General features: G+C 62.3%; 30 protein-coding genes and 1 other annotated feature. Of the genes, 8 read left to right on the top strand and 22 right to left on the bottom strand.

Features of this window, described 5'->3' with window-relative positions:
* Nucleotides 1–98 precede the first annotated feature (98 nt).
* The 5 genes from AOA14_RS03805 to AOA14_RS03785 form a co-directional block, all read right to left on the bottom strand.
* On the bottom strand, nucleotides 99–1,589 hold the full coding sequence (locus AOA14_RS03805) for a hypothetical protein (RefSeq protein ID WP_062900827.1): 1,491 nt from the start codon (nucleotides 1,587–1,589) through the stop codon (nucleotides 99–101).
* A gap of 77 nt (nucleotides 1,590–1,666) precedes the next feature.
* Nucleotides 1,667–2,817, bottom strand: a protein-coding gene (locus AOA14_RS03800; RefSeq protein ID WP_156001404.1) for an IS3 family transposase whose coding sequence is annotated in 2 segments (ribosomal slippage) — nucleotides 1,667–2,565 and nucleotides 2,565–2,817 — 1,152 coding nt in all. Because the reading frame shifts where the segments join, the coding sequence is not laid out codon by codon here.
* Nucleotides 2,818–2,857: 40 nt separating this feature from the next.
* Nucleotides 2,858–3,076, bottom strand: coding sequence for a hypothetical protein (locus tag AOA14_RS19615; RefSeq protein ID WP_202988374.1), 219 nt, complete (start codon nucleotides 3,074–3,076; stop codon nucleotides 2,858–2,860).
* A 46-nt stretch (nucleotides 3,077–3,122) separates the two neighbouring features.
* Nucleotides 3,123–3,407: a hypothetical protein gene (locus tag AOA14_RS03790; protein ID WP_062900826.1), complete on the bottom strand. Its 285-nt coding sequence runs from the start codon at nucleotides 3,405–3,407 to the stop codon at nucleotides 3,123–3,125.
* A complete protein-coding gene (locus AOA14_RS03785) occupies nucleotides 3,404–4,018 on the bottom strand; it encodes a hypothetical protein (RefSeq protein ID WP_082819809.1) in 615 nt (204 codons plus the stop codon). Before AOA14_RS03785 ends, AOA14_RS03790 begins: the two co-directional genes overlap by 4 nt.
* 268 nt (nucleotides 4,019–4,286) lie before the next feature.
* Here AOA14_RS03785 and AOA14_RS03780 point away from each other — a divergent pair, with 268 nt between their 5' ends.
* Nucleotides 4,287–6,767: a MobA/MobL family protein gene (locus AOA14_RS03780; RefSeq protein WP_062900825.1), complete on the top strand. Its 2,481-nt coding sequence runs from the start codon at nucleotides 4,287–4,289 to the stop codon at nucleotides 6,765–6,767.
* A 91-nt stretch (nucleotides 6,768–6,858) separates the two neighbouring features.
* Here AOA14_RS03780 and AOA14_RS03775 read toward each other — a convergent pair.
* From AOA14_RS03775 to AOA14_RS03745, 6 genes are all read right to left on the bottom strand, one after another.
* Nucleotides 6,859–8,087 (bottom strand): IS3 family transposase gene (locus tag AOA14_RS03775; RefSeq protein ID WP_148650883.1). Its coding sequence is split into 2 segments (ribosomal slippage): nucleotides 6,859–7,799 and nucleotides 7,799–8,087, totalling 1,230 coding nucleotides; the frame shifts between segments, so codons are not numbered across the junction.
* Nucleotides 7,690–7,806 (bottom strand) — a sequence feature (AL1L pseudoknot). Its footprint overlaps the gene before it by 117 nt.
* Nucleotides 8,088–8,654: 567 nt before the next feature.
* Nucleotides 8,655–9,008 (bottom strand): excalibur calcium-binding domain-containing protein, encoded by a 354-nt coding sequence (locus tag AOA14_RS19135; protein WP_202988373.1) that lies wholly within the window; start codon nucleotides 9,006–9,008, stop codon nucleotides 8,655–8,657.
* A gap of 128 nt (nucleotides 9,009–9,136) precedes the next feature.
* Nucleotides 9,137–9,568, bottom strand: coding sequence for a hypothetical protein (locus tag AOA14_RS03760; RefSeq protein WP_058813177.1), 432 nt, complete (start codon nucleotides 9,566–9,568; stop codon nucleotides 9,137–9,139).
* Nucleotides 9,565–9,846 carry a hypothetical protein gene (locus tag AOA14_RS03755; RefSeq protein ID WP_062900822.1) on the bottom strand — a complete coding sequence of 94 codons (282 nt, stop codon included), beginning with the start codon at nucleotides 9,844–9,846 and terminating at the stop codon, nucleotides 9,565–9,567. The genes AOA14_RS03760 and AOA14_RS03755 overlap by 4 nt, the downstream gene beginning before the upstream one ends.
* 1 nt (nucleotide 9,847) lies before the next feature.
* On the bottom strand, nucleotides 9,848–10,030 hold the full coding sequence (locus AOA14_RS03750; RefSeq protein ID WP_062900821.1) for a hypothetical protein: 183 nt from the start codon (nucleotides 10,028–10,030) through the stop codon (nucleotides 9,848–9,850).
* 2 nt (nucleotides 10,031–10,032) lie between these two features.
* Nucleotides 10,033–10,410 carry a hypothetical protein gene (locus AOA14_RS03745; protein WP_062900820.1) on the bottom strand — a complete coding sequence of 126 codons (378 nt, stop codon included), beginning with the start codon at nucleotides 10,408–10,410 and terminating at the stop codon, nucleotides 10,033–10,035.
* A gap of 58 nt (nucleotides 10,411–10,468) precedes the next feature.
* Between AOA14_RS03745 and AOA14_RS03740 the strand changes: the two genes are divergently transcribed.
* Nucleotides 10,469–10,780: a hypothetical protein gene (locus AOA14_RS03740; RefSeq protein WP_202988372.1), complete on the top strand. Its 312-nt coding sequence runs from the start codon at nucleotides 10,469–10,471 to the stop codon at nucleotides 10,778–10,780.
* 116 nt (nucleotides 10,781–10,896) lie between these two features.
* On the opposite strand, the gene AOA14_RS03735 is transcribed toward AOA14_RS03740, so the two are convergent.
* The 5 genes from AOA14_RS03735 to AOA14_RS03715 all read right to left on the bottom strand — a co-directional run bounded on the left by AOA14_RS03735 (nucleotide 10,897) and on the right by AOA14_RS03715 (nucleotide 13,884).
* On the bottom strand, nucleotides 10,897–11,547 hold the full coding sequence (locus tag AOA14_RS03735; protein ID WP_062900818.1) for a TIGR00341 family protein: 651 nt from the start codon (nucleotides 11,545–11,547) through the stop codon (nucleotides 10,897–10,899).
* A gap of 67 nt (nucleotides 11,548–11,614) precedes the next feature.
* Entirely contained in the window at nucleotides 11,615–12,670 is a 1,056-nt protein-coding gene (gene arsB / locus AOA14_RS03730) for an ACR3 family arsenite efflux transporter (protein WP_062900817.1), read from the bottom strand.
* A complete protein-coding gene (gene arsC / locus AOA14_RS03725) occupies nucleotides 12,663–13,070 on the bottom strand; it encodes an arsenate reductase (glutaredoxin) (protein WP_062900816.1) in 408 nt (135 codons plus the stop codon). The genes arsB and arsC overlap by 8 nt, the downstream gene beginning before the upstream one ends.
* Complete coding sequence (locus AOA14_RS03720; protein ID WP_062900815.1) at nucleotides 13,067–13,531, bottom strand: ArsI/CadI family heavy metal resistance metalloenzyme; 465 nt, start codon at nucleotides 13,529–13,531, stop codon at nucleotides 13,067–13,069. The genes arsC and AOA14_RS03720 overlap by 4 nt, the downstream gene beginning before the upstream one ends.
* Nucleotides 13,528–13,884 carry an ArsR/SmtB family transcription factor gene (locus AOA14_RS03715; protein ID WP_062900814.1) on the bottom strand — a complete coding sequence of 119 codons (357 nt, stop codon included), beginning with the start codon at nucleotides 13,882–13,884 and terminating at the stop codon, nucleotides 13,528–13,530. Before AOA14_RS03715 ends, AOA14_RS03720 begins: the two co-directional genes overlap by 4 nt.
* Before the next feature lie 184 nt (nucleotides 13,885–14,068).
* Between AOA14_RS03715 and AOA14_RS03710 the strand changes: the two genes are divergently transcribed.
* Together AOA14_RS03710 and AOA14_RS20290 are read left to right on the top strand one after the other, a co-directional pair.
* Complete coding sequence (locus AOA14_RS03710) at nucleotides 14,069–14,482, top strand: OsmC family protein (protein WP_062900813.1); 414 nt, start codon at nucleotides 14,069–14,071, stop codon at nucleotides 14,480–14,482.
* 105 nt (nucleotides 14,483–14,587) lie between these two features.
* Entirely contained in the window at nucleotides 14,588–15,196 is a 609-nt protein-coding gene (locus AOA14_RS20290) for an SOS response-associated peptidase family protein (RefSeq protein WP_062900812.1), read from the top strand.
* A 65-nt stretch (nucleotides 15,197–15,261) separates the two neighbouring features.
* Here AOA14_RS20290 and AOA14_RS03700 read toward each other — a convergent pair whose 3' ends face one another.
* The 5 genes from AOA14_RS03700 to AOA14_RS03680 all read right to left on the bottom strand — a co-directional run bounded on the left by AOA14_RS03700 (nucleotide 15,262) and on the right by AOA14_RS03680 (nucleotide 19,974).
* Nucleotides 15,262–15,909 (bottom strand): peroxiredoxin, encoded by a 648-nt coding sequence (locus tag AOA14_RS03700; RefSeq protein WP_062902987.1) that lies wholly within the window; start codon nucleotides 15,907–15,909, stop codon nucleotides 15,262–15,264.
* Between the two features lie 170 nt (nucleotides 15,910–16,079).
* Nucleotides 16,080–16,817: an ABC transporter ATP-binding protein gene (locus tag AOA14_RS03695; protein ID WP_062900811.1), complete on the bottom strand. Its 738-nt coding sequence runs from the start codon at nucleotides 16,815–16,817 to the stop codon at nucleotides 16,080–16,082.
* Complete coding sequence (locus AOA14_RS03690; RefSeq protein WP_062900810.1) at nucleotides 16,810–18,012, bottom strand: ABC transporter permease; 1,203 nt, start codon at nucleotides 18,010–18,012, stop codon at nucleotides 16,810–16,812. The genes AOA14_RS03695 and AOA14_RS03690 overlap by 8 nt, the downstream gene beginning before the upstream one ends.
* Before the next feature lie 10 nt (nucleotides 18,013–18,022).
* Nucleotides 18,023–19,204: an efflux RND transporter periplasmic adaptor subunit gene (locus AOA14_RS03685; RefSeq protein ID WP_062900809.1), complete on the bottom strand. Its 1,182-nt coding sequence runs from the start codon at nucleotides 19,202–19,204 to the stop codon at nucleotides 18,023–18,025.
* The gene (locus AOA14_RS03680) at nucleotides 19,195–19,974 is read right to left on the bottom strand and encodes a TetR/AcrR family transcriptional regulator (protein ID WP_238929720.1); all 780 of its coding nucleotides are present in this window, start codon (nucleotides 19,972–19,974) and stop codon (nucleotides 19,195–19,197) included. The genes AOA14_RS03685 and AOA14_RS03680 overlap by 10 nt, the downstream gene beginning before the upstream one ends.
* Before the next feature lie 101 nt (nucleotides 19,975–20,075).
* On the opposite strand from AOA14_RS03680, the gene AOA14_RS03675 reads away from it, so the two are divergent.
* The 4 genes from AOA14_RS03675 (at nucleotide 20,076) to AOA14_RS03660 (ending at nucleotide 23,016) form a co-directional block, all read left to right on the top strand.
* Nucleotides 20,076–20,270 (top strand): SOS response-associated peptidase family protein, encoded by a 195-nt coding sequence (locus AOA14_RS03675; RefSeq protein WP_062900807.1) that lies wholly within the window; start codon nucleotides 20,076–20,078, stop codon nucleotides 20,268–20,270.
* 156 nt (nucleotides 20,271–20,426) lie between these two features.
* Nucleotides 20,427–21,308, top strand: a complete 882-nt coding sequence (locus AOA14_RS03670; RefSeq protein WP_062900806.1) for a 3'-5' exonuclease — start codon at nucleotides 20,427–20,429, stop codon at nucleotides 21,306–21,308.
* 272 nt (nucleotides 21,309–21,580) lie between these two features.
* On the top strand, nucleotides 21,581–22,081 hold the full coding sequence (locus AOA14_RS03665) for a hypothetical protein (RefSeq protein ID WP_062900805.1): 501 nt from the start codon (nucleotides 21,581–21,583) through the stop codon (nucleotides 22,079–22,081).
* Nucleotides 22,082–22,167: 86 nt separating this feature from the next.
* Entirely contained in the window at nucleotides 22,168–23,016 is an 849-nt protein-coding gene (locus AOA14_RS03660) for a 3'-5' exonuclease family protein (protein ID WP_062900804.1), read from the top strand.
* A gap of 54 nt (nucleotides 23,017–23,070) precedes the next feature.
* On the opposite strand, the gene AOA14_RS03655 is transcribed toward AOA14_RS03660, so the two are convergent.
* The gene (locus AOA14_RS03655) at nucleotides 23,071–24,501 is read right to left on the bottom strand and encodes an aldehyde dehydrogenase family protein (RefSeq protein WP_062900803.1); all 1,431 of its coding nucleotides are present in this window, start codon (nucleotides 24,499–24,501) and stop codon (nucleotides 23,071–23,073) included.
* Between the last annotated feature and the right edge of the window lie 11 nt (nucleotides 24,502–24,512).

Raw genomic sequence — 24,512 nt, 5'->3', positions numbered from 1 at the left:
CGGGATGGCTTTGTCTGCATCCCCAGTTTTTGGCTCGGCCAGAAATGAGGACGGCGGAGGGTCACTTGCGCAATCTGCGCGAAATTGATCGTGCGAGATCAGCGAAGGCTTTCGTGGTCGATGAACGACAGGGGCCGTGCCAGGAATTCATGCATGGGATCGGTGGGATGAGCCGTGACCATCATCGCGTGGTCGCGACTGCAATAGGCTGCCTCGATGTCGAGGGTCATCGAACAGCCTTTTTGCTTGCTGCCGGAACTGCAATTCGGGTGCCGGGAGAAACGCGAGGTCCAAGCACTGCGCTCGCTGCCGAGCCCCAGATGCTCCACAACCGCCTGCAACTGAAGTTGCCGATATTGACCGACGTCATCACCATCGTCCCTATACCATAGATGCGGTTGCCCCTGAGCCGAGAACCCGCACTGTCCGGGGTTTCGGCGCTTGTCGGCCTTTTCCTGTCCAGTTTTGCAAGCGCGCCGCCCGAAGTCCTTGCCCCTCCAAATATCGTCCAGCATGTCGTCGTCGAAAGCCGTCTTGAGGCCATTCCGATCCTTTAGCCCCGTCAGAAGTTCCTCGGTCATTGGGACCGCTGCTGCAGGTCTGGCGTCAACCAGCCACATCAGCGCCAAAGCTTTGATAAGGTTAGCGAGATCTTTTTTCGCCGTTCTGTAGTTAAACGGCGTATTTCGCGCGCCGGACGGCGGAAGCGACGCAGCGTCGCAGAAACGGCTTATTTCAATGAGATTGACGGCCACATTCTGTTGCCGGTCGAGAGACCAGAGCGTGACGGCGGGTCGTTTTTGCGCCCATGCCGCCTCCCGACCATGTTTCTCGATCCATGCCGCTGGATGGGCTCGCAGATTATCTTGTGTCAGCCGGGTCTCGAATTCACTCGTCCCCCGAAGAATATCGGGCAGCTCATTCCCACATTCGAGGAGGATTTGAGGCAGGTGCGACGCCGCGGCGAGCGACCAGGCCTCGCCCATGAGGGAATTTCGCTCTGCGAATACGCAAGTCGGCGGAAGCAGCACCGTTGTCTGTAGAGGCATCATCTCGAGCAAACGGTCAGTCTGAACCTGGTTTGCCGTGAAGGCGTCCGAATTTGGTCCAGCCGTGATGCTGTCGATGCCCTGATGCATGGTCATAAAAATGCCGTCGTCGCGATGGGACATCGCACACATCGCTCTGTCGTTCATCGACAGTCGGGCGAGTTCGGCATGAGCCGAGATTGCGTTGGCTGGTGCAAGAATACGGCGCATGTTGCGGTTCCGCCAGAAGCGGGTGACTTCGTCCGGCCACCCTTCTCGGGTGAGCAATTCTGGCGCTAAGGCGAAGGCAGCGCGGAAATCCTTGGCGAGCAGGAATTTGCCAACGCGTGGGTGATGGCGATTATAAGCGTGGAGGAGCCTCGCCATATCTCGCGGCGTGTGACCGATGAGAACCTGGAAGATCCATTCCCTGTCAGGCTCATAATCAGGATCGTCGTCGATGGCATAGTCAGCCGATGATGGAATTGACTCCGCCTTAGGCTCGCCGGGCATGATCCTGCATTGGCGATACAGACCGGACTCGATTTCTGATACGCTCATGCCCGGGTAAAGCAGCGGCGATCCTGGATAGGCGTCGCGAGACAGTCCGGCTGACGTGCTCCCCTGATTGTTACCAGTCAGAGGTAGAGTCCGGCTCCTTCATGATGGTTGGTTGATGGGATGGCAATGGTCCTGGGGGCATGCCCCCAGGACCATTGGCCGGCGATCTCGGCGGGGGTTTGCCCGCCCAGTTTCGAGTGCGGCCTGACGTGATTATAATCGTGCCGCCAAGCCATGAGCACGAAGCGGGCATGCGCCAGCGACGTGAACAGGGTCTCGTTGAGGCATTCGTCGCGCAGGCGACCATTGAAGCTCTCGACGAAGCCGTTCTGCATCGGCTTCCCCGGCGCGATATAATGCCATTCGACCTGACGCTCCTGCGACCAGCGCAGGATCGCCGACGAGGTCAGTTCGGTGCCGTTGTCGCTGACGACCATGTGAGGCTTCCCCCGCAGGCCGATCAGCGTCGTCAGTTCCCGGGCAACGCGGATGCCCGACAGCGACGTATCGGCCACCAGCGCCAGACACTCCCGCGTAAAGTCATCGACGATGCACAGGATGCGGAACCGCCGACCGCACACCAGACTGTCCGATACGAAGTCGAGCGACCAGCGCTGGTTCGGACCCTGCGGCAGTGCCATTGGCGCCCGCGTGCCCAAGGCCCGCTTGCGGCCACCACGGCGGCGGACCCGCAGTCCCTCTTCGCGATAGATGCGCAGCAGCTTCTTGTGGTTCGGGCGCATGCCCTCCCGCGCCAGAAGATACCCCAGGCGGCGATAGCCGAACCGGCGGCGCTCGGCCGCCAGTTCGCGCAGGCGTTGCCGCAGAGCACCGTCATCCGGCCTCGTCGGCTCATATCTGATCACCCGGCGGCTCACGCCGACAAGGCTGCACGCCCGACGCTCGCTCAGCCCGTGATGGTCACGAGCATATGCGACGGCCTCCCGCTTGGCGCCGGGCGTCACCATTTTTTTGATGTCAGATCCTTCAGCACCGCATTGTCGAGCATCGCCTCGGCCAGAAGCTTCTTCAGCTTCGCATTCTCGTCCTCGAGCGCCCGAAGCCGCCGCGCTTCCGACACGTCCAGACCCCCGAACTTGGCCTTATACTTGTAGAATGTCGCCGAGCTGATCCCGTGCCGGCGGCATACATCCGCCGTCGGCATCCCCGCCTCATGCTCCTTCAATATCGCGATGATCTGCTCTTCGCTGAACCTGCTTCGCTTCATTCTGTCCGACTCCTTCGCGTCGGACTCTACTCAAAATCGGTCACATTTCAGGGGAGCACGTCACGGCGAGGATGCCGAGATGCGGGGCGCGGAACATTCCCCACTCGTCATAAAGCGAGCCGCCTGGTTCGGAAGAATAATCCCATCCCTCGCGAAGCAGGGCAAATATGCGTCGTTCGCACACGGACTCACCGGCATAGATAGTCTTGTAAATTTTGCGATGGAGGGCTACCCACTCAATAGAAGATAACATTGGCATCCTAAAAGACTCCTTTAACAAAAGTCTCCTATTCTAGGATTTGCACCTATAGGTCGGCAAGCAATCGGGATATTTTTTCCAAATCTTCCGTTAGTCTGTGATCCTCGGCATCGATCCATAACTGCATTCCCTCGATGACGCGGCCGAGATATTCGGCCGCCTCTTCGAGTTGCTGCCATAAAGTTACGTTGCGTGGATCGTGCTGTAACTGGGCCTCGCACGTCCGCATTTCGCGAGTCAGCTGCGCGGCATAATCCTCAAGTTCGCGATAAGAGCAAAACACGCGCTCGACCGAGCCGAGCGTCAGCTTGACACTGCGTTGACCGCTCATGATTCTTCGACTCCGCCCGGACGAAGCCGAAGATTGGCATCGTGCACCTTCAACCAATCGTGCGCTGCGCCGCGCGTAATCTTTCCGGTCGGTTCCGCGACACTCAGAAATTCGGCAGTGCGCGCGATCAGGAAATATTGTCCGCGGGTCATCGGTTTGGCGCGCCAGCTTTGCGTCGGTTGTGACGCCTCACGATCGGCCCATCGTGCACATTCCTCGGCATAGGCACGGCGTTCACGATCAAGAATGATCGCTTCGCCTTTGCGGTGCCATTGATCGAAGTTCGCACGAACCGCGGCGACCTCGACCGAGAGATTCTCGGCGTCGCCTGACCCCGCGGCATATTGCGCGAGTACTGCGGTGTATCTGTCCACCGGCAGACTGCGGAGATAAAGGCGGGCCGACGCCATTTCGCCTGTATAACCGGCGCGGCGGTCCGCGGCGGCAAGAGTTCTGGCGTGCCAGTTTTCGTGGCGCGTTATTTGGTCAATGCCGTTTCGGGCGGAACGCTTGGCTTTTTGAATGGCTGCGAGTTCCTCACGTAGTTTCGCTTCCCTGGCTTTGGCGTCCGCGAGTTTGCGGCGCCGGCTCACTTCGTCTTTGTCGAACATTGTCTGCCTCCTTCATTGAGGCAGTCCAATTACTGCAGCGGCGCGCGTTCCGAGCGGAGGGTCACTTTGCGAGGCGAGTAGCAGGTCGGTGACCCTCCGCATTCGAGGGCAAGCGAAGTTGTAAGCTTCGATCCGAAGCAAAATCCCAAACTGATAGGCAGGAAGGGAAGAGGGGGGTGGGAGTGCGAAAGAAACGTTGACCGGGGTCAACAGGCCCATGGCTTTCGTCCCACCCCCCTCTTTCAAGTGAGCAAAAAGGCGCAAAAGCATGCATTTGATCAGCGAAGACGGTGTGATGGCCCAAGCTGATGCGCGGGCCTTCGCCATGCTCATGGCGCCGAACCGCACCGCGCGCCGTTTAGCGTCCGCGGACCGCACGATCGCAGGCGCGATCAATCGCGTTGCCACGATGCGCCGCAGGCGCGAGGCCGGGGTCGAAAGAGCTTACGCCATCGCCGACCGAGCGTTGCAGCGCGAGCTTGCCGAAAGCATTGCACCGGGATGGGGGCGCACGTTCCGGGTAAAGTTGCAAAGTCCGCCATTCAAATCCGCATCCGACTGTAAAATCAGCAGATCGAAAATGGCGCCTTCCTCTGCTCGCCCGCTACGTCGATATCAGACCCCGCTGATCGACGCTCGCGGCCGTGTCGCGCTCTATATGAACGTCACCTACAAGGGCTTCAAATCGAAAGGCTGGCGTTCCGGCCTTGCTGCAGCCCACATTGAGTATATTTTTCGCGATGGGTCGCTCGAAGAGGGCGATGTTCAACTGGCGCATCCCATCAGCAACATGGGCGAGAGCGTCGAAGAAATCGAAGCGGCTTGGCGCATGGTGGAGGCCGTCGAGGAAGGCTATCGGGCCAACGCCAAGGTCCAGTATCGTGTGGTGCTGAATTTGCCACATGGACTGAGTGCCGGGCAGCGCCGCTCGTTGGTGCACGAGTTTTGCGAACGGGCTTTCGGACGGCTCGGTCTGCCCTATGCTGCCGCTCTCCATGTGCCGGACGAATTGAGCGATCAGCGCAATGTTCACGCCCATATCGTGTTTTCGACCCGGCCCTGCGAGCGCACCGCATCCTATCAGTGGGACGTCGCGGAGGAGAAGGTCAACGGTCTCACCGACAAGGCGGGTCTGTTCCGGCTGCGCGCGCTCTGCGCGGCGCACATGAACCAAGCGTGTCGCTTCGCGGGCCTAGAAACGCGCTTCACCCATCTTAGCTATCAGGCGCGCGGTTTGAATGCTCAGCGCCAGGAGCGGGTAGGGCCGGAACGCATGGCGGCATTTGACCGCGGCGAAACCGTCGCGGTAATCGAAAGCAACGCCCGCATTGTGAAGCTCAATGAATTGGGCGTCGCGACCGACAGAACCGCCAAAAAACTTGTTCTGGCCGAGCGTGAAACCGCGCTGCTGGCACGTAGCGTGGAGATCGCGGCGAGACGCCGCAATCTTGATACGCAGCGCGATACTCTCGCCGAACTCACGAGACGTATTCGCGCGGTCGCTATTCCTTCGCGTTGCCGCTCCTTATCGGACGTCGCAATCGTCCGCGAAATTGCGTCGCGTGCTGCCAGTGTCCGAACGGCGATCCGGGCACGGGTCGCATACAACGTGCCTATGAGCCGCAGCGCCAACGTCCAGAATATTGCGGCCAACGTCCGACGCATGACAGCGCAGCGGATACTGTTGGAAGCGCGCCGCACAGGCATTGATCAGGCGGTGACCCAGCTCGGGGCTATAAGCCGGCGGCTGGATCAGAATCGGCAGGCCACTGCCACTTCCACCGCTGCTGCCGTTAATGAAGCGGGTCGCGCGGTATTACTCGGGGCGAAGGTGGCGCCATATCAAACTGGCAAGCTCGGACTTCAGCTGGACACATCTCGGCTCGATGCCGTCGAGGCCGGGCGTGTGCACGCTATGGACGAAAATGCCCGCCGCGCTGCTCTCTCCGAGCGTTATCGTAATGATCGTCGACGTGCTGCAGATATTGCGGCAGCAGCAGCGGCGGCGGAGGCTCAACAGGCGCAGCACCAGAGTGCATGGATTGATTTCGTGGCGGAGCTCCGCATGAAGCGGCGCTACATTGCGATCAAGGACGGAAAGCCGGTGTGGCGTCCTGCAATGCTTGGCCGCCATGGACTTGAACCCTCCGCAATCCTCCCGGCGGAATTCGAGCGCGATGTTCAGGAAATTCTGCAGCGGCAGAGGAGTGAACTCTCCCAAATTTCCCAATACTGCAGGTCGGCGCCGGGCGGCATCCGCAAGGTCGGCGACAAGTGGTCGGTGACAGAAAGCGCACCGCCGCAAATACGCGACCTTGTCCGGGCTTGGAAAGAAGAACCCATGGTCCAGGCGGCATTGGAACGTCTGGCGGCCGCGCCGTCCCAACCCCAAAATAAGCCGGTCGCCGCGACTCTGCCGTCTCCTGCTCCATCTAATGAGATGCCTGCGGTCACACCTGATCGATCAGCGACGGGCGGCGCGGGAATTCCTGGGGACGGACGTCCTTCTGCAGCTGAACGGTCCAGTAGCCCTCCAAAGCCGCCGCAAAGCCTGTCGCCCTACGAACTGATGCTGGTTGCCGCGGCCGAAGCGCGTGCAAAGCACGATGCACGATGGCGTCGTTCACGGCGCCTCGATATGCCGGATCCATCGAATGCGCTGGGTTCACCGAGCGAGCGAAAGCATGACCTTAAGGAGCCGAGAAAGAGCCTCCGCCCATTCCCGCCCGGCCTAGATTTCGGGCGGTAAACCACCGGACCTAATTGACAGTGCCCTATAACCAAGGCCGTTAATTATGGGATGAACCGCCCCGGGACTGCCGGAGGCCATTTGGTTTAAGTTACGCAGCCATGGAGACGTCGTCCAGCATGGCATAATATCGTTCTTCGGCTTCAGCGGGCGGGATATTGCCGATGGGTTCCAGCAGCCGCCTGTTGTTGAACCAGTCGACCCATTCGAGCGTGGCATATTCGACAGCTTCAAAGGATCGCCACGGACCTCGCCGGTGGATCACCTCGGCCTTGTAAAGGCCATTGATCGTCTCCGCCAAGGCGTTGTCATAACTGTCGCCAACACTCCCGACCGACGGCTCGATCCCGGCCTCGGCGAGGCGCTCGGTATATTTGATCGACACATATTGGCTGCCGCGATCGCTGTGGTGGATCAGCCCGCCACGGTGGGCAGGACGGCGATCATGGATGGCCTGCTCGAGCGCATCCAGGACGAAGCTCGCATGCGCTGTCCTGCTGACCCGCCAACCGACGATATAGCGGGCATAAACGTCGATGACGAAGGCCACATAAACGAAGCCTGCCCATGTCGCGACATAGGTAAAGTCCGACACCCAGAGCATGTTGGGCGCCGGTGCATGGAACTGCCGGTTCACCTGATCGAGCGGGCAAGGCGCGGCTTTGTCGCTGATCGTCGTGCGCACCGGCTTGCCCCGGATTACACCCTGCAAGCCCAGGTCGCGCATCAGCCGCTCGATGGTGCATCGCGCGACGGCGAAGCCCTCGCGGTTCATCTGTCGCCAGACCTTGCGCACCCCGTAAACGCCGAAGTTCTCCGCAAAAACACGGACCACCTCGGGCTTCAGATCCCGATCGCGCCGGGCACGATCTGATAGCCTTTCAGGATCTCGTCGCTGAGCGACCCGCTCGTGGTAAGTGGATGGGGCGATCGGCAGAACCCGGCAGATCGGCTCGACCCCATAAACCTCACGATGCTCGTCAATGAAGGCAGTCATCGCCTGAACGGGCGGTCGAGCTCCGCCTGGGCAAAATATGCTGACGCCTTGCGCAGTATCTCGTTGGCCTGCCGCAACTCGCGGTTCTCGCGCTCAAGGGACTTGAGGCGATCAGCCATCTCGGTCGGCACACCGGCGCGCTTGCCGCTGTCGACCTCGACTTTCTTCACCCATTCATGAAGCGTCTGAGGAACGCAGCCGATCTTCGCTGCGATCGACACAATGGCTGCCCACCGTGATGGATGATCGCCTTCGTGATCTAGGACCATCCGGACCGCACGTGCGCGAACCTCAGGTGCAAATTTGTTCGTTGTCTTACTCATCGTAGGCCCTTCCTCTCAGGAGTTAGGGCCTCCGGCAATCCCGGGGCGGTTCAGGAGGACTTATTCAGGAATTGCTGCCGCTCGTCCCGTGGCTCTACTCTCGGCGATTGCCTGTTCACGGGCGTCGCAAAGTTTGATCGCCGAAATTTTGAGTCCCCAGACACCCCTATGAAGTGATGGGCAGAAGCACTCTAGATCGTCTCCCTCCAGATACCACACAGCGATGGGGCAACTGGTGCAAGCGGCTTCTGGCTCATGGATCGCATAGCGCGGGTTATCACTCGCCCGGTCCGCCTCCAGCATTTTGAGCGTGGGACTGACGTAATCGCTCGAGAGCGTTGCGAAGGATCCGCGGTTAATGGTCATTACTTGCCGTCCAACTCCTCGGTGTCCGGGCTCTTATCGGCAATCGAACTTAAAAGTCCGTTTCCCATTCTGACGGTGCACGCATGTGACCGGGATGGAAAAGCGGCTGCGACCGTGTGTCCTGCAACTGAGCGATGGCTAGGAAACAGGGCGTCGCGCCCCGATGGTCATCGGCTACATTCCCAGCATGTTTCTGGATTATCATTCGCAACCGATGCCGTCGCCATCGCGATCGAGCCGCGGCGCATAGCCGGGATCGCCGATGCGAACAGGAGCAGCGCCAGCCGCCCGTGCTTCCCGACAATTGCGAAAGGGTCGACTTCCGAAAGCCCGTTGCGGTTCGTCCGAGACAAAGCGCTGCGGCTGGGGCGCAAAGGGCTCGGGCTCGGCATAGGAGGCGCTGGGATCGTAATTGGCTGGCGCTTGGCCAACAAACGCCTGAGACGCCTCGTATCCACTAGGCTTTGGATCTTCGCCGGACAGCTTACCGGCAACGAACGCGAACAGCGCCACCAGCGCAATCGTTCCTATATTGCTGTTGCCCCTCTTGCCCATGCCGGAAGACTGCCACGAAGGGGTTAACGAGTCGATTCAGCCGAAAAGCCGCCCCCAGAGAGCATAGGCGATGCTGCCGAGCACGGCGACGGCAAGCGCCAGGCCGATAGCGACGGTGGCGCGGTCCTTCATGGGCAGCGGTGTCCCTGCCAATAGCGGTCCCACCTGGCTGCATATCCGTCGCGCACCATTGCGCAGGAAAGATCCCCCGACTTCGGCGACACGCAAAAGGCCGCTGTCCGGGTTCCCCCGGCGCCGCCCGCGGAGCGGCAGCGCATCGTCGGGCCGCTGACCTTCACATGGCCGGTTCGCAGCTTGCCCTGCGGCGTGCCAACGAGCCCGGCGAGATGATCGCGGGCTGCAATGGGGTCGGCAGCCGGGCAGGGATGGCCGGGACGGCACGAGCCATCCATTTCGCGCGCCGCGATGCCCGACAGGCGAACGTGCGGCCCCTCTGCGCACCAGATCGGCCCGTCGCCATCCCAAACGGCCGTGGGCGTGCAATCGAAGGATTGGCCGGCAGGAACGACCGCGGCGGCCAGAACAAGCGCAACTATCATTTCGGCTCGCACCCCTCAGGCCAAGGCTCATCGACGCCGAATTTCATCGGCGAGTAGCGCGGCGTGCATCGCGGATCGGTCGGGGCATAACCAGCGCGGCAGACAAAGCTGCTTTCATTATCGATCTGCCGCAAGATGAGCGCGCTCAGCTCGCTGACGTTCCTGTCTTCGCGCAGTTCCTCGATCGGATGCTTGCCCTTGCCATTCTTGCCCGAGCGCATCGTCTTGATGGCCACCGAAATGCAGATGCTGAGATAATTACGGTCGACGCGGTGCATGTCAGTCCTCCACCAGGCCGGCGCGGATATTGCTTGCCTCAACCTGCAGCGCGTTCGCGCGGGTGTGGGCGTCGCCGCTGCCGGTCTTGCGGGCATAGGCCAGAAGTCGGTCGGCGCGGCGATCGAGATAATCGGCGATGCGCTCGGCTCCTGACGGCCCATTATGTCCGATTGTTGCTTCCATGATCACGCCGCGACCGACAGGTCGTTGCCGGTGGCGCGCTCTTCGGCCAGCACGGCATCGGGGACGGTGACGATGACCCCGCTGGTGCGACGTCCGACGCCGCGCGCCGCGAAGACGGCGGCCGCCGCATCGACCGCCGCGCCATAGGCTTCGACATGGGCCAGATCGACGCCATGGTCGGCAAAGGCCGGCTCCTCGGCGTCGAGCTTGCCCTGATCGTCCATCGCTTCGAGGCGCCCCTGCGAAAGACAGGCCTGCAGTGGCGACACGCCGAGCGCGTCGAGCCGTGCGAGCGCGGCGGCGGCGGCTTCGGCGACGATTTCCGGCGCGACATCATCCACGTCGCGCAGCTCGATCCGCTCTGAAATCGCCTTCACCATCACTCAACTCCGATTCGTCTCTTGCCTCAATGTTCCACTGATGTTCTCATTTGGCAAGATGAGTCGAGAGCTAGTGAACCCCATCCGCGACCTGTTCGACGCGGCGGTGCGGCATCGCACGATCAAGGTGTCGTGCCGGTGCGGCAATGTCGGCATCTTCGATCCGCATGCGCTGTGGTGGCTGTTCGAGCGCCGCGGATGGAATGACCGGCTGGGCGACGTCCAGCGCCGCATGCGGTGCCTGCAATGCTATGTCGCCAAGCGAAAGCGGACGCTCGCGGCGATCGAGCTGAGCAACGAAAATCATACGCGGCAGTTGCCGATGCCCGATATCAGCGAGTGGAAGCGGCAGCTTCGGCGGAGGCGGTGATGTCCGAAATTAGGTGGTTGTCTGACTTTCCGCTAATGGCACGGTTGCCTCAAGTGCGCCTCGGTAATCGCTATGAAGAACTGGAAACCCTAGGCCTTGCAGATCGCAATAGCAGTTCACTCTGCGGGCGCGATATTGCCGATCAGACTGTCCCAAGAGCCGATGTCGAGAAAAATAGTCCCGGCCATCATCGACATGAGCAGGGTTAGGATCAGCAACCACACCAGAATGATGCTTGCTGTCATCCGCCAGCTCTTGGGCGGGAGGCCTTGGAAGAGAAATGTCAGGATGCCTGCCACGTTTACGCATACCAGGTTGACCGTGAATAGGAAAAGCGCGTTGGCGCCAGCAGCAGGATATCCAGCGCCTGTATAGATGCCTGCAGCGGTCAACGGGGGAACCAGCGCAACCGCCACCATCACGCCAACCAGGGAGAGCGATGCCCCTCGGCTGAATGCCAGCACCCCGGCACCGCCGCATGCAAGGGCAAGGGCAACGTCAGAGGGCTGGACCAGCGTCCGATTGCGCAATTCTGGGGTCAGAGGATCTATCGTCACGATCACACCAATCGCAATGCCTGCCAAGACGGAGAGAGCGCTGCCAATGACCAGCGTGATCATTGCCTGACTGCCTAGCTTCCAATTGCCCACAGTCGCCGCCAGCGCGAGGCCCATCGTGGGGCCGAGCAAGGGTGCAATGATCATTGCACCGATAACAACGGCCGTTTGCCCGCTGCGCATCCCGAGACCGGCAATGATCGCCGACAACGTGACAGTTAAAAGATAGGACGGGCGCAGCTTGAGTCCTCGAGACGCTACTTCCGATCGACGAGGTTCACTGCGGGAACCTCTCCTGCGTCCGGTTGGCGAACGCCACCAGCGACAGCATCACCGGGACCTCGACGAGCACGCCCACCACGGTCGCGAGTGCTGCGCCGCTGCCAAGCCCGAACAATCCGATGGCAACTGCGACGGCCAGCTCGAAAAAGTTCGACGTGCCGATGAGGGCGCAGGGCGCGGCGATCGGAAACGGCAATCGCCACGTCCACGCAGCGCCGTAGGTGATGAAGAATATGCCGTAGCTCTGGATCACGATGGGAACCGCGATGAGTGCAATGAGGAGCGGCCGCGAGACGATCATCTCACCCTGGAACCCGAACAGGAGCACGACCGTCAGCAGCAGTCCAAGCACCGATATGGGCTTCAAGGATCCTGTGAAGCGGCTCACCGCGTCGGTGTCTCCGCCGCTCTTTGCCAGCAGGTGTCGGCGGGTGAGTGCGCCGGCCGCAAGCGGAATGACGACATAAAGGACGGTTGAGAGCAAGAGCGTCTCCCACGGCACCATGATGTCGGTGATCCCGAGTAGGAACGCCACGATTGGCGCGAATGCGACGATCATGATGATGTCGTTCACCGACACCTGCACCAGAGTGTAGGCCGGATCGCCGCGGGTCATCTGGGACCACACGAAGACCATCGCCGTGCACGGCGCTGCGCCGAGAAGTATGAGCCCGGCGATGTATTGCTGCGCGTCGGCAGGCGCCATCAGGTCGGCAAAAACGACCTCGAAGAACAGGACCGCAAGCGCCGCCATCGTGAACGGCTTCACCAGCCAGTTCACGACGATGGTGAGCACTAAGCCCTTCGGCCTTTGTCCGATGTCGCGCAGGCTGGCGAAGTCCACCGCGACCATCATCGGGAAGATCATCGCCCAGATCAGCAGCGCGACCACCAGATTGACCGATGCGTATTCGAGCGCGGCCAGAGCCCCGAAGACATCCGGCAGGACGTTTCCGAGCACCAGTCCCGCCGCGATGGCGAGCGCAACCCATAAAGAGAGCCACCGTTCGAAAAGCCCGAGCGCGCTCGCTTGAGGCTGAGAGTCAGCCATTGGGGTTTACGACCTCGCCGTCTTCCTTGACAAACTCCTCGCGCAACGGGCGGTCGAGCACATCGAGAACAAGCTCGGACGGGCGGCACAGTTTCACGCCGCGCGGGCCGACCACGATCGGGCGATTGATGAGAACCGGGTGCTCCATCATCGCGTCGATCAGATCGACGTCGGTCAGCTTGTCGTCGTCTAAGCCAAGATCATCGTAAGGCGTGCCTTTCTGCCGCAGCAGATCGCGGGGGGCGATTCCCATGCGCGCGATCAGCGACACAAGCTCCCCGCGTGACGGCGGCTCGACCAGATACTCGATTACCCGGGGCTCGCTGCCGGTGGCGCGGATCAGCGCCAGGGTGTTGCGCGAGGTGCCGCAGACCGGGTTGTGGTAGATGGTGACACTCATCCGCAGCACGTCGCCTTGGGGCCCATTGCGGGCGCGCAGCAATTCGCTTCGGCGGCATTGGCCGAGAGAGCCGACAGTTCAGGGCTGTCTCCGTAGACGGTCGCCTCACCGTTGGTGAAGAAGGCTTCCCAGACGACCCCTTGCGGATCGGCGATCCAGCTCTTCTCCGACTTCGCGTAGCAGCAAGTCGTGGCTCCTTCTTCGAGCACAGGGCGATCAGCAGCTTTCAGGCGGCCATAGACCTCCTGCAGCTCGCTTTCGCTTTCCACCTGGATGCCGAGATGCTCGACGCCCTTGTGCGCGTTGCCGGAAGAGATCGCGAAGTTGACGCGCGGATCGTCCAGCATCCACTTGGCGTAGTCATCCTTGGTCACCGTCGGCTCGGCACCGAAAAGCGTCGAGTAGAAGCCGATCGACTGTGCGAGGTCGTCGACCCCGACATGGACATGCAAGCGCTTCATGCGGATACCTTTCTTTGCGGTTGCGCGGCATCCTCGCCGCAGGGGGCTTCGGGGGCACAGGCTGCGCCTCCGCAGCAGTTCTCCATCAGAAAGCCGACCAGCGCGTTCATCGCTTCGTAGTCGGCGGTGTAGATGAGCGAGCGGCCATCGCGCCGCTGGCGGATAAGCCCTGCGCGCGTGAGATGGGCCAAGTGGAACGAGAGCGACGAGTTAGGGATGCCGAGCGCCTGCGCAATTGCGCCCGCAGCCAAACCAGCATTCCCGGCCTGGATGAGCATGCGGAACAGGGTGAGCCGGTTCTCCTGGGCCAAGGCGCCGAGCGCTTCGACAATCGATTCGGTGTTCGTTTCCATAAGTCTCGAAATATGCGGTGACCTCTCAGCGCGCAAGAGATATTTCGGCTAACCTCGAAATATTTTTTGCGCTGGGTCGTGAGCCAAGGCCTGGACACGATCCAACCCGGCCCGGACCCGGGAATCTACCGATTCAAGACTTCCCGCTGATGGCTCAGGCCTGAGCCCGAAGGGAGGCAAGATTATGCTGACTTACGCTGTGCGGGCTTGGCGCATCGACGGGCACGGGAGTATCGCCGCTACAAAGGCCGCCGAGATCGTCCTCGATACCGATCTGCAAGGCCGCGACGATGCCTTCAATCCTGCCGAGCTGCTCCTCGCGGCCGTCGCCGCCTGCATGATCAAGGGTATCGAGCGAGTGACGCCCCTCTTGGGGTTTCACCTTCGGGGGGTGGAAGTCAGCCTTAAAGCCGAGCGTCAGGAGAGCCCTCCTAGGATCAACTCAATCGCTTACCAGATCCTTGTCGACACCGATGAGGATGATCATCGACTCGAACTCCTGCACACCAACGTGCGGAAGTTCGGCACGATCTCAAATACGATCGCTGCTGCAACCGAGCTGAAGGGCACACTGACCCGAAGAGCTAGCGCCACTTAACCGACACTGCAAAACTCTCGAGGTCCTGGGGAGACCGTCTGCGATGGGGTCGTTTGCTGCCGTTCGTCAGATTGACTCTCGGCGCAGGGTCGCCACCATGTCGACATGTGCAACCTCTACACCAATAAGAGCACCGTCGCGGAGATGGCCGATCTCTTCCGCGCCAAGGCCCCCCACGGCTTCAACGCGCCTGCAGATGTTTATCCCGGCTATCCCGGCCTGGTCGTGCGCGAGGATGCGGGCGAGGGCTTCATCGAGCAGATGAATTGGGGTTTCCCGGTGCGGCTCAAGGGCATGAAGCCGACGAGCAAGCCCAAGCCGATCAACAATGCCCGCGATGAAAAGTTGCTCGCCGGCTTTTGGAAACACTGGTTTGTCTCCCCGGCGCAGCGCTGCCTCATCCCCTTCACCGCCTTCGCCGAGGCCGAGGGCGAAAAGGGCAAGATGACGCGGACGTGGATCAGCGTCGCCGATCAGCCACTCGCCGCATGGGCGGGGCTAGGCGATCACGGCATCGGCCTAAGTGGTGGAAGTGCGCCCCGATACCGGATCGAAATCGAGCACGCTGTCGATGATCGCGGCCTTGCCGGTCACACGATCGGACAGCACGTGAGTTACCGTGAAGGTTGCTTCGTCGAAGAAGCTGCGAACCTGGACCGCCGCCGGGCCTGTCTGCTGCACGATCTCTGTTGCGGCGGCAATGACGGGGTCTGACATGAGCATTCCTTTCCTGACGGGTTCCCGGCGGCGCCTACGCGCCGCCGGTTGCTTGGCCTTGTTCAGAGGGTCTTGGTGCTGAAATACCAGTCGACATAGTCGTAACCTTCACCGGCGCGGGCTTCGGCTGCCGGGGCGGTCTGCGGCGGGGGGATGATTACCTTGTCGCCGGGCTGCCAGCCTTCGGGCGTGGCGACCTTGTTGAAGTCGGCCGTCTGCAAGGCCTGCATCAGGCGAACGAACTCGGCGATCGAGCGGCCGTTCGACATGGGGTAATAAACCATGGCGCGCAGCGTGCCTTCGGGGTCGATGAAGAAGGTAGCGCGCACGGCCTGGGTGTCGGATGCCCCCGGGTGAACCATGCCATAGGCGGTCGCCACCTTCATGGAGATGTCCTCGATGATCGGGAACGGGATCTCGACGTCGAACTTCTCCTTGATCGATCGGACCCAGGCAATGTGGGCGTAGTTCGAGTCGATCGACAGGCCGAGCAGCTCGGTGTTCATTGCCTTGAATTCATCGGCATGGCGGGCAAAGCCCATGAACTCGGTCATGCAGACCGGGGTGAAGTCGGCCGGGTGGGAGAAGAGCACGAGCCACTTGCCCCGATAGTCGGCCAGTGTGCGCTGGCCATGCGTGGTCTTGGCGCTGAAGTCGGGTGCCGGCTCATTGATGCGCGGCATGGCGGGAGCGGTGATGGTGTCAGTCATGATGGCCTCCTTGTTGGCTGAGGACATCACTATCTCGATTTATTAAATTAGAGAATGCGAATATTTAGCGCAGAGTAATCGACGCAGTCGATTTGATGGTGGGGTGTCCCGCGAATCGCCAAAAATGCCTTGCTGAGCTGTGGTAGCTGATCTGGGATTCGCGCGTCACTTTATGATTTCCCCGCATCTTCGCGGTTCTGGTCCGCGCCTGGGCGGCCTGCCGGAGCTTCCTCGACCGTGATGCCGTCGCGGATGTTATAAAGGCGGGGAAAGGTCGGAATGATCTTTTCATCATGGGTGACCACGATGATTGCGGTCTCGAACTGCCGGGCCACGGTGTTTAGCAGGTCGACAACCGCGAGCGCGCGAACGCTGTCAAGCGGCGCGGTCGGCTCGTCTGCGAGGATTACCGACGGGCGGTTGACTAGGGCGCGGGCGATTGCGACGCGCTGTTGTTCGCCGCCGGAAAGCTGAGATGGCATGGCCGCTGCACGGTGCGCCACGTCGAGCGCCTCCAGCAGGTCACGCGCTTCCTTTCGGGCCAGGGCGTTGGGCTTACCGGCCAGCATGGGAAGCAGCGCGACATTGTCTGTCACGTCGAGGAACGGGATCAGGAAGGGCGCCTGGAAGATGAAGCCGATCAGGTCGCGGCGCAGGGCGCGCAGATCGCCCACTTTCCAGCCATCGTCGTAGATCACTGTGTCGCCGATGGTCATGCGGCCCGACGTCGGTTCGATCACTGCGCCCAGGCACTTGAGTAGGGTGCTCTTGCCGGAACCCGACGGCCCGATCAGGCCGACGACCTCGCCTTTGGCAACCGACATGTTGACGCCGCTCAAGGCGTGGACGGCAGTAACGCCCCGACCATAGGTCTTGACCAGGTTATCGATGCGGATGCCGTCAGCCACCGATGGCCTCCGCCGGGTCGACCTTCAAGGCTGCATGGATCGCCAGCAGGCTGGCCAGCGAACAGATCGCCATAACCGCAAGGAACCCGCGCACCGAATCCGCCGGCAGCAGCAGCACGTATTTAGGAAAGAACGGCGCCCAGAAGGTGGCGGCAATCTTGCCCACGGCAAAGCCGATCAAGCCCAGTCCCAGCGCCTGTTGCAGAATCATGGCGGCAATCGTGCGGTTGCGCGTGCCGATCAATTTCAGGACGGCGATCTCGCGAATCTTGCCAATGGTCATGGTGTAGATGATGAAGGCGACGATCGCGGCGCTGACGATCGCGAGGATCACCAGGAACATCCCGATCTGCCGCGCCGAATTGGCGATCATCTTGTCGACCAGGATCTCTTCCATCTGCGCGCGGGTATAGACCGTCACGCGCTGCCAGCGCCGGATCCCGGCGGCGACGGTTTCAGGGTCGGACGCTGCCGCCACGGTCACCAGCACTGCGTTGACATTGGTGCTGTTGGCCTGCGTGGCATTTACCGCCTCGGCCACGGCGGGATTGCCTGGCGGGTTCAGTGCTGGGCTGGACGCCGTGCGTGCCCGCTGGCGGACAATGGCGTCGCTGTCCTTTTCAAACTGGGCTTCCTGCGCATCCTTGAGCGACAGGAACAGCATGGGATCCCCGCCGGACGACACCATCCGACTAGTCAGGCCGACAATGCGATAGGTATTCCGGCGCACTTTCACCTGATCGCCCATGGCAAAGCCCGTCTTCACATCGGCCACGGCCTCGTAATGGCCCTGCACGATCCGGCGCCCCGCCATCAGGTGCGGGGGCTGGCCCGGCTCACCCGGCTGGGTGACTTCTGCCCCCACCACCATGACCCGCACATCCTTGCCCTGATGCGCGATCTGCATGGTCAGATAGGTAACGCCTGCCGCCCGGTCCACACCGGCCATGGCGCGGATGGGGCGTTCGGTATCCTCGTTCAGGCTGGAGGGTTCGGCATAGGGGCCCAGCGTGTCCTTCTGCACCACCCACAGGTCCGCGCCGCTGTTGTCGAGCAGGGCCTGGGCATCATCGATCATGCCACGATAAACCCCGGCCATCGACAGGGTGACGCCGATCAGCAGGCCGAGTCCGACGCCGGTGAGCACGAACTTGCCCCAGCCATGCAGGATGTCGCGGCCGGCAAGGCTAATCACGGCAGCCCCCTCATGGCAGCTTGTCGACCACCGTGATTCGGCTCGATGCGGTCAGCGGCCGATCGCTGTGCAGGATCACTTGATCGCCCTTGGCAAGGCCATCCAGCACTTGCACCCAACCGCTGGGATCTTCCACGCCGAGCTTCAGGGCGACGAATTCCAGGTCGCCGTCGCGCAAGGTCCATACGCCAACGTCGCTACCGATGCGGTGAATGGCCGCATTGGGCACCGCGAGCGTGCGCCCGCGTGCCGGAAGGGCAATGGTCACTTCGGCGAGTTCTCCAATCGGCGGAAGGCCCGCGCCCGTATCGAAGGTCACCTTGGCCAGGACTTCTTCGGTCACGGCGTCGGCCACCGGCTCCACTCGTAGAACCGATCCACGCATGGGTGTGTCGATCCGCGAGCGCAAGACGACGCGTGCAGGCAGACCGGCGGTAATTCCGCCCGCGCGGGTCTGGTCGAACCGCGCATTGATCCAGAGTTCCACCGGATCGACCACTTCGATCACGGCCTGCCCGGCCACTACCGTCGTCCCCGGTTCGGCAAGGCGGCGCACGACCAACCCAGCCTTGGGCGCAACCAAGCGCAAATTCGCCTTCTGCTCCTGCAGGGCTGCACGTTCCGCCGCGGTGCGGCCGCGATCCTGCACAGCTGCCGAACGGTTGGCCTGCGCTGCGGCAAGTGCCGCCTCGGCGCCTGCCAATGCCTGGCGCCGCTGATCGAGTGCCGCGCGGGTCAACCAGCCGCCGCGAAACAGCTGTTCGCCGCGGGTGGCCTCGCTGCGGGCTAGGGCCAGGCGGGCACTGGCATCGGTGACTTGCGAGGCAGCCGCCTGTTCCAGCGCGGCAGAGCGACCGGCGCTGCCCGATGCAGCGGCAATGCGCTGATCGAGGTCGACCGGATCGATCAGAGCCAGCACTTGTCCGGCCTCCACCCGGTCGCCCACGTCAACGGCCAGACTTGCGATGCGGCCCGGCGCGGTCGGGCCGATCCGGTGCGTATAGCGCGCTTCGACCGTCCCGATCCCGAACAGGGCTGGCGCTATCGCGCGCTCTTCGATCCTGGCCACCGTGACTTTCACCGGCGCGAGCGGCCCGGAGCGGACAGCCACGAAAGCAAGCAGGAGCGCCAGCACGGCCAACACCGCAACCAGCATCAGGGCACGACGGCTTTGCGGAAGGGCTATGCGCATGGCGCGGCTCCCAGGCTTCGGCGGAACAGGTCGAACAGGCGCCGTGCAAGGATGGGCATGGCCGAGAAATCGTCGATCGCGAGGCTTTGCATGACCATGCCTTGCACCATGGCAAGGAACAGCACGGTCGCGGCCTCGACATCGGTGGCCTCAGCGACCTCGCCTGAATCGCGCGCAGCATGAAGCGCCTGCGCTACCCGCGCCCGATATCCGGCCATCAACTGGCGGGCGATGGCCTTTGTCGGGGTGTCGCCGGCGCGCTGCAGCTCGCCGAACAGGACACGGGGCACGCCCGGTCGTTCGATTACGAATTCGACATGCGCGGCCAGCATCGCCTCCAGTCGGGCGAGTGGAGGACGTTCCGGCAGGCTGTCGAAGCGGTGGTTCAGTTCAGCGCAGGTCCATTCGAGCACGGCGGTCCAGATCGCCAGCTTGTCAGGGAAATGGCGGAACAGCGCGCCCTGGGAAACCCCCATGGCCGCTGCGATCTGCCCGGTGGTCAACACCGCCGGATCTTGGGTTGCGGCCAATTCGATGACGGTCGCTACAGCCTCGGCCCGGCGTATTTCGGCAGAAAGGTAAGGGCGGTTCATGGCGCTACACTGCAATAAAAAAAGCGATTGGTCACTTTTTTTATTCAATGGCGCCGCTGTGGTGCGCCGATCAACTCCGGAGACCCTGCGATGACCGATGCCCCCCCTCATCATGCCGATGCCCGCAAATATGAAGGCTGGGCGGGCGAGTTCGCCCGTGTCCACGGCGATGATCACGGGCCTATAGCTGATCTGAGGGAGCAGGCTGACCGGCAGGCCCCCCGCCGGGGATCGCGGACAGGAGAACCGTCACGCGGGGCAACGCCTATACCGGCGTCATGGTCGATGCGACCGAAGAGCTGTGGGACATCCACGATCGCATGCCGGTGATCCTACATCCCGACGATCATGACACTTGGCTCAATGCGTCGGCAGACGAGGCCATGTCGCTGGTGCGCAAATATCCGACCGATCGGCTGACGGTCGAGCGCACCGCGGATCCGTGGTTCAAGAAGCAGAGTGCGCGCTCCTAGCTTCGGCGCCTGACCGGGGCGCCTTGCTATCGCCTGGGACGGTCGACGCATGTGACCGGGATGGAAAAGCTGCCGCGACCGCGTCTCCTGCAGCCGGGTGAAGAGGGGAGGAAAAGCCTCGCCTGCGCTCGGCAGTAAGCGAACAGGAGAAAATCCATGACCATCCATAACGACGCCGGCTCGTTCGAGGCGGCGCTACGTCTCTGCGCCTCGTGCGACGATGTCCGCATCCTCCGCCGCGTGCGGCCGATTTCCGAACTTGTGAATGATGGGCCGCCAATCGGGTCCACGCGGCGCATCGCGATCGTCGATACGGAAACGACATCTGTCGATGTCCAGACCGCCGAGGTCATCGAAATCGCCGCCGCAGTGGTGCTGGTCGATGAGGCCGGAGAAATCCGCGCCATCGATACAGCGCTTCGCGGCCTCCGCGATCCCGGCATTCCGATCCCGGCCGAGGTGCAGCGGCTGACCGGAATATCGGACGACGACGTGGCGGGGAGGGGCCTGAACGTGCCGCGCTGGGAAGCGCTGCTCGGCGGCTCTGACCTGATTGTCGCGCACAATTCTGCCTACGACGCTCCAATCGTTGAACGCTTGTTGCCCGGGATCAAGGGGCATGCCTGGGCCTGTTCGATGCGCGAGATTGATTGGGCGGCGCATGCATTCGATGGCGCGAAGCTTGGCCATCTGCTGATGCAGATGGGTTACTTCACCACCGGGCATCGGGCGGACGCCGATGTGATCAGTCTCGCACATCTGCTGACACATCGTCCGGACGGCGTGCGGCCGCTCATGGCAGAGCTGATCGCTCGGGCAGCGCAGCCGTCGCTGCGGTTCGAAGCGACGGGCGCGCCGTTCGACAAACGCCATCTCCTCAAGGCGCGCGGCTATCGCTGGGATGCGCGCGAGAAGGTCTGGTGGCGCGAGATCGCCGAAGCGGCGCACGAGGCGGAAGCCCTGTGGCTCGCGCGCGATGCCGAGCTCCGCGCAACACCGCGCGTGACCCAGCTCAGCTGGCACACCCGTTATCGATAAAGGGGGAGGGCCTCGCTGCTCTGGTCGCGCGAGCAGCGAGGCCAGCGAGCGTCGTTATGCCGCGACGCTTCGCATGAAGGTGAGGTCGCAATCTCTTCCTTCAGAGAGCGGCTTAGCCGCAAATTTTGAACATCCAGTAAATCGACGGCCTGCGGCCATCGAATGGCGCCGACAGGCGCAAGCCACCGCCGATGCGGCGGAATTGAGCACCGTGAGAGAGCGGAAAAAGGCTCCGGCCAAAGCGGCCGTCACCCAAGAGTAAGGAAGATAGCATGAACGACACCACGATAAAGGCGCTGCGGCAACAGAAACACGCCTGGGCTCTGCGCCACGAAATGGGCTTTCCGGCAGACCACAAGCTTACCCCGTCAATTGAATTCGGCACCGGTGGCGCGATCGACGGCGGCATCGTGTGCGAACTGGTTCTCCGCGCGATGGATCGGGACCAGGACATCATTTATGCAGGTCAGTCCCACACCGGCAAGTCCGGGCCGCGTGAGTATCTGGCAGTTATGCGCAACCAGCATTTGATCCACATCTTTCGATGCCGACCCTGGTCGGGCGACAGCAATGCGCCGGTGATATTGGTGTCGGAATGCGGGAAAGTTACGATCCGGCTGGGCAGCGATGGCGCGTTCGAATGTCTGGCGGGAGCGCCCTCCGACATCGCGGGCGGACATTGTCGAGCCTTGGCCCGCATAGCACGCGTCGCCGCCGCGACGCGCACGCGTATCAAGACGCACACGTCCCAGCCGCGCTCCAGCGACAAATAATCGGGGCCGGTGCCGGCACCCATCATTCTCAAAACCACTGAGCACCGCGGCAGGCCGAGCCTGCCGCGCATTCCAAGGAAATATCTGTGAAATACGAACCCCGTATCGGCGTTGAACGCCGACCGCGCTCCTATATTGTGCTCGACGTCGAGTCCGCCGTCATCGATGAAAGCGGCCACCGCCGTTACCAGGCCACGGAACGGTATAGCCCCGGTAACGACAACAGTCAGCCTGCGCGCCGCGGTTATACGCGCAGCGAAGATCCGTTGACCTGTCCGCGCTGGGTGTTCCAGACCATCGTCACCGCCTCTGTCATGGTGCTGACAGAGCATGCCGACGGTAATCTGGATATCGCGCAGTTCGTGACCTTGAGCCAGCCGGACCATGACGAGCGTGCGATCGTGGCCGGGCTGTTCCAGCTGCTGCAGACCTGGCCAGACGCCGAGCTCGTGACGTGGGCGGGGATGGTGCACGACATTCCGTTGATCATGATGGCGGCCTACAAGCATGGCCTGACTCTTCCCCGTGGCTGGCGCTGGCTGTCTTTCGGCGGCAACGATCCGGCTCGCCACCTCGACTTCGCTCGCATCGTGACCGGTGGGTTCAAAATGAAGCCGATCCATCTCGCCGAGGTCTTGGCTGTGCTCGATATCCCGGCGAAGATGACCGCGCCGGCGTTCGCGGTCACGGGGTTCATCTACGCGGGCGCGTGGGATGCCGTTCAGGAAGCCTGCGAAAGCGATACGATTGGCGTCGCATGGCTGCTTGCACGCTGGCGGCGGTGCCATGACGGGCGCGCCGATATCGACGTCGCGACGGATCGCCTCCTTCGGCGGATAATCGAGCTACGCGAGGGGCGTGGCTACGTCGCCGAACTGCAAGCGCGGCGACGACGATTTCTTGTCGAGGCAGGTCGTCGGGCGATGGCGGCCTGATATCGTCCTGCGTTGCTGGCGCGTAGCGGACCGAATGCTGGTCCGCTACGCGGCTCATTGACTACCCGGCGCGCGCTTGCGGGTGATCGTCTTAGGCAGAAGGTACTCGAGAAGCCCCTCTTGGCCATTCTCGACCCCAAACCCCGATTGCTTGTGTCCGGCAAAAGCTACGAAGGGCGAGAGGTGGCGAGTTTCGTTGACCCATACATTGCCGCTCTCGATCCGTTCGGCCAGCGCCCAGGCGGAGTCTTCGTCCGCCCCCCAGACAGTTGCGCCAAGGCCGTATTCGCATGCGTTGGCGCGCGCAATTGCCTCGTCATAATCACCGAATTTGAGGAGCGGCAGTACCGGGCCGAACTGCTCTTCCTGAACGATACGGCTATCTTCGGGGGGATTGTCGATGATTGTGACCGGGATGAAATGACCGGTCCCCGGCGCTTCCTCGCCGCCGGTCAGGAACTCATAGCCTTGCGCGCGCGCGTCGCGGATTAGTTCTAGCACGCGCTTATATTGCAGACTGTTATTGACCGGTCCGATCTGCGTGCCCAGCTCGGCCCCGTCGCCGACCTTTACCGTGCGGGCATAGGCGACGAGAGCGTCGCGCAGCGCATCATAGACCTGTTCGTGGACATAGATGCGCTTCGAGGCGATGCAGATCTGCCCGCCATTGCCGAACGCAGCCCAGAAAATCTGCTCGGCGATCGCCTCGGCATCGACATCGTGCATGACGATCGCGGGGTCGTTACCGCCAAGCTCGAGGGTCACGCGCTTCAGCGTGTCCGACGCTGCGGCCATCACCTTCTTGCCCGTCGCCGTCGAGCCGGTGAAGCTGACCTTGTCGATCCCGGCATGGCTGGTGAGCCAGGGGCCGAGCGCATCGCCGCCGCTGATCACATTGAGCACGCCCGCCGGGAAAATGTCGGCGGCTAGTTCGCCGAGCTTCAGCGCGGTGAGCGGAGTGAAAGGCGAGGGCTTCAATATAACGCAATTGCCCGCGAGCAGCGCCGGTCCGAGCTTGAACGAGGCGAGGATCAGCGGATAGTTCCACGGCGCGATCGCCGCCACCACGCCGATCGGGACGTGCCGGGTTTCGCTGTAGCGCTCGGCGCTGTCCTCGTTGACCGTGACGGGAATGTCGAGGCTCGCTGCCGCCTTGAGCCAGCTTGCCGCGCCCAGCAATTCCTCGGCGGCATCCTTGTGCGGTTTGCCCTGCTCGCGGGTAAGCAGCCGCTTCATCGGCTCGACTTCGGCGATCAGCCGGTCGGCGAGCGCGATGATCGCCTCGCGGCGCGCCTCGACCGGTGTATCGCGCCAGCCCGGAAAGGCGGCACGCGCCGCGGCGACCGCGGCGTCGAGATCGGTCGGCGACGCGTCGGGGGCTGCGGCGAAAATGTCGCCGGTCGCGGGATTTTCCACCGCCAGCTGTGCCGCGCCCGGCACCAGCTGTCCGCCTATCAGCATTCGGAAATCGCGATCGATCGTCATGCCCATTTCTC

It is taken from the genome of Sphingopyxis terrae subsp. terrae NBRC 15098 (genome assembly GCF_001610975.1).
Lineage (GTDB): Bacteria > Pseudomonadota > Alphaproteobacteria > Sphingomonadales > Sphingomonadaceae > Sphingopyxis > Sphingopyxis terrae_A.
The sequence above is the reverse complement of the archived record's forward strand: the minus strand, read 5'-3'. Positions and strand labels throughout refer to the sequence as shown.

Coding starts and splice junctions, on each gene's coding strand:
- AOA14_RS03805 (WP_062900827.1), bottom strand. CDS start 1,589: ATGAGCGTATCAGAAATCGAGTCCGGTCTGTATCGCCAATGCAGGATC.
- AOA14_RS19615 (WP_202988374.1), bottom strand. CDS start 3,076: ATGCCAATGTTATCTTCTATTGAGTGGGTAGCCCTCCATCGCAAAATT.
- AOA14_RS03790 (WP_062900826.1), bottom strand. CDS start 3,407: ATGAGCGGTCAACGCAGTGTCAAGCTGACGCTCGGCTCGGTCGAGCGC.
- AOA14_RS03785 (WP_082819809.1), bottom strand. CDS start 4,018: ATGTTCGACAAAGACGAAGTGAGCCGGCGCCGCAAACTCGCGGACGCC.
- AOA14_RS03780 (WP_062900825.1), top strand. CDS start 4,287: ATGCATTTGATCAGCGAAGACGGTGTGATGGCCCAAGCTGATGCGCGG.
- AOA14_RS19135 (WP_202988373.1), bottom strand. CDS start 9,008: ATGGGCAAGAGGGGCAACAGCAATATAGGAACGATTGCGCTGGTGGCG.
- AOA14_RS03760 (WP_058813177.1), bottom strand. CDS start 9,568: ATGATAGTTGCGCTTGTTCTGGCCGCCGCGGTCGTTCCTGCCGGCCAA.
- AOA14_RS03755 (WP_062900822.1), bottom strand. CDS start 9,846: ATGCACCGCGTCGACCGTAATTATCTCAGCATCTGCATTTCGGTGGCC.
- AOA14_RS03750 (WP_062900821.1), bottom strand. CDS start 10,030: ATGGAAGCAACAATCGGACATAATGGGCCGTCAGGAGCCGAGCGCATC.
- AOA14_RS03745 (WP_062900820.1), bottom strand. CDS start 10,410: ATGGTGAAGGCGATTTCAGAGCGGATCGAGCTGCGCGACGTGGATGAT.
- AOA14_RS03740 (WP_202988372.1), top strand. CDS start 10,469: ATGAGTCGAGAGCTAGTGAACCCCATCCGCGACCTGTTCGACGCGGCG.
- arsB (WP_062900817.1), bottom strand. CDS start 12,670: ATGGCTGACTCTCAGCCTCAAGCGAGCGCGCTCGGGCTTTTCGAACGG.
- arsC (WP_062900816.1), bottom strand. CDS start 13,070: ATGAGTGTCACCATCTACCACAACCCGGTCTGCGGCACCTCGCGCAAC.
- AOA14_RS03720 (WP_062900815.1), bottom strand. CDS start 13,531: ATGAAGCGCTTGCATGTCCATGTCGGGGTCGACGACCTCGCACAGTCG.
- AOA14_RS03715 (WP_062900814.1), bottom strand. CDS start 13,884: ATGGAAACGAACACCGAATCGATTGTCGAAGCGCTCGGCGCCTTGGCC.
- AOA14_RS03710 (WP_062900813.1), top strand. CDS start 14,069: ATGCTGACTTACGCTGTGCGGGCTTGGCGCATCGACGGGCACGGGAGT.
- AOA14_RS20290 (WP_062900812.1), top strand. CDS start 14,588: ATGTGCAACCTCTACACCAATAAGAGCACCGTCGCGGAGATGGCCGAT.
- AOA14_RS03700 (WP_062902987.1), bottom strand. CDS start 15,909: ATGACTGACACCATCACCGCTCCCGCCATGCCGCGCATCAATGAGCCG.
- AOA14_RS03685 (WP_062900809.1), bottom strand. CDS start 19,204: ATGCGCATAGCCCTTCCGCAAAGCCGTCGTGCCCTGATGCTGGTTGCG.
- AOA14_RS03675 (WP_062900807.1), top strand. CDS start 20,076: ATGGTCGATGCGACCGAAGAGCTGTGGGACATCCACGATCGCATGCCG.
- AOA14_RS03670 (WP_062900806.1), top strand. CDS start 20,427: ATGACCATCCATAACGACGCCGGCTCGTTCGAGGCGGCGCTACGTCTC.
- AOA14_RS03665 (WP_062900805.1), top strand. CDS start 21,581: ATGAACGACACCACGATAAAGGCGCTGCGGCAACAGAAACACGCCTGG.
- AOA14_RS03655 (WP_062900803.1), bottom strand. CDS start 24,501: ATGACGATCGATCGCGATTTCCGAATGCTGATAGGCGGACAGCTGGTG.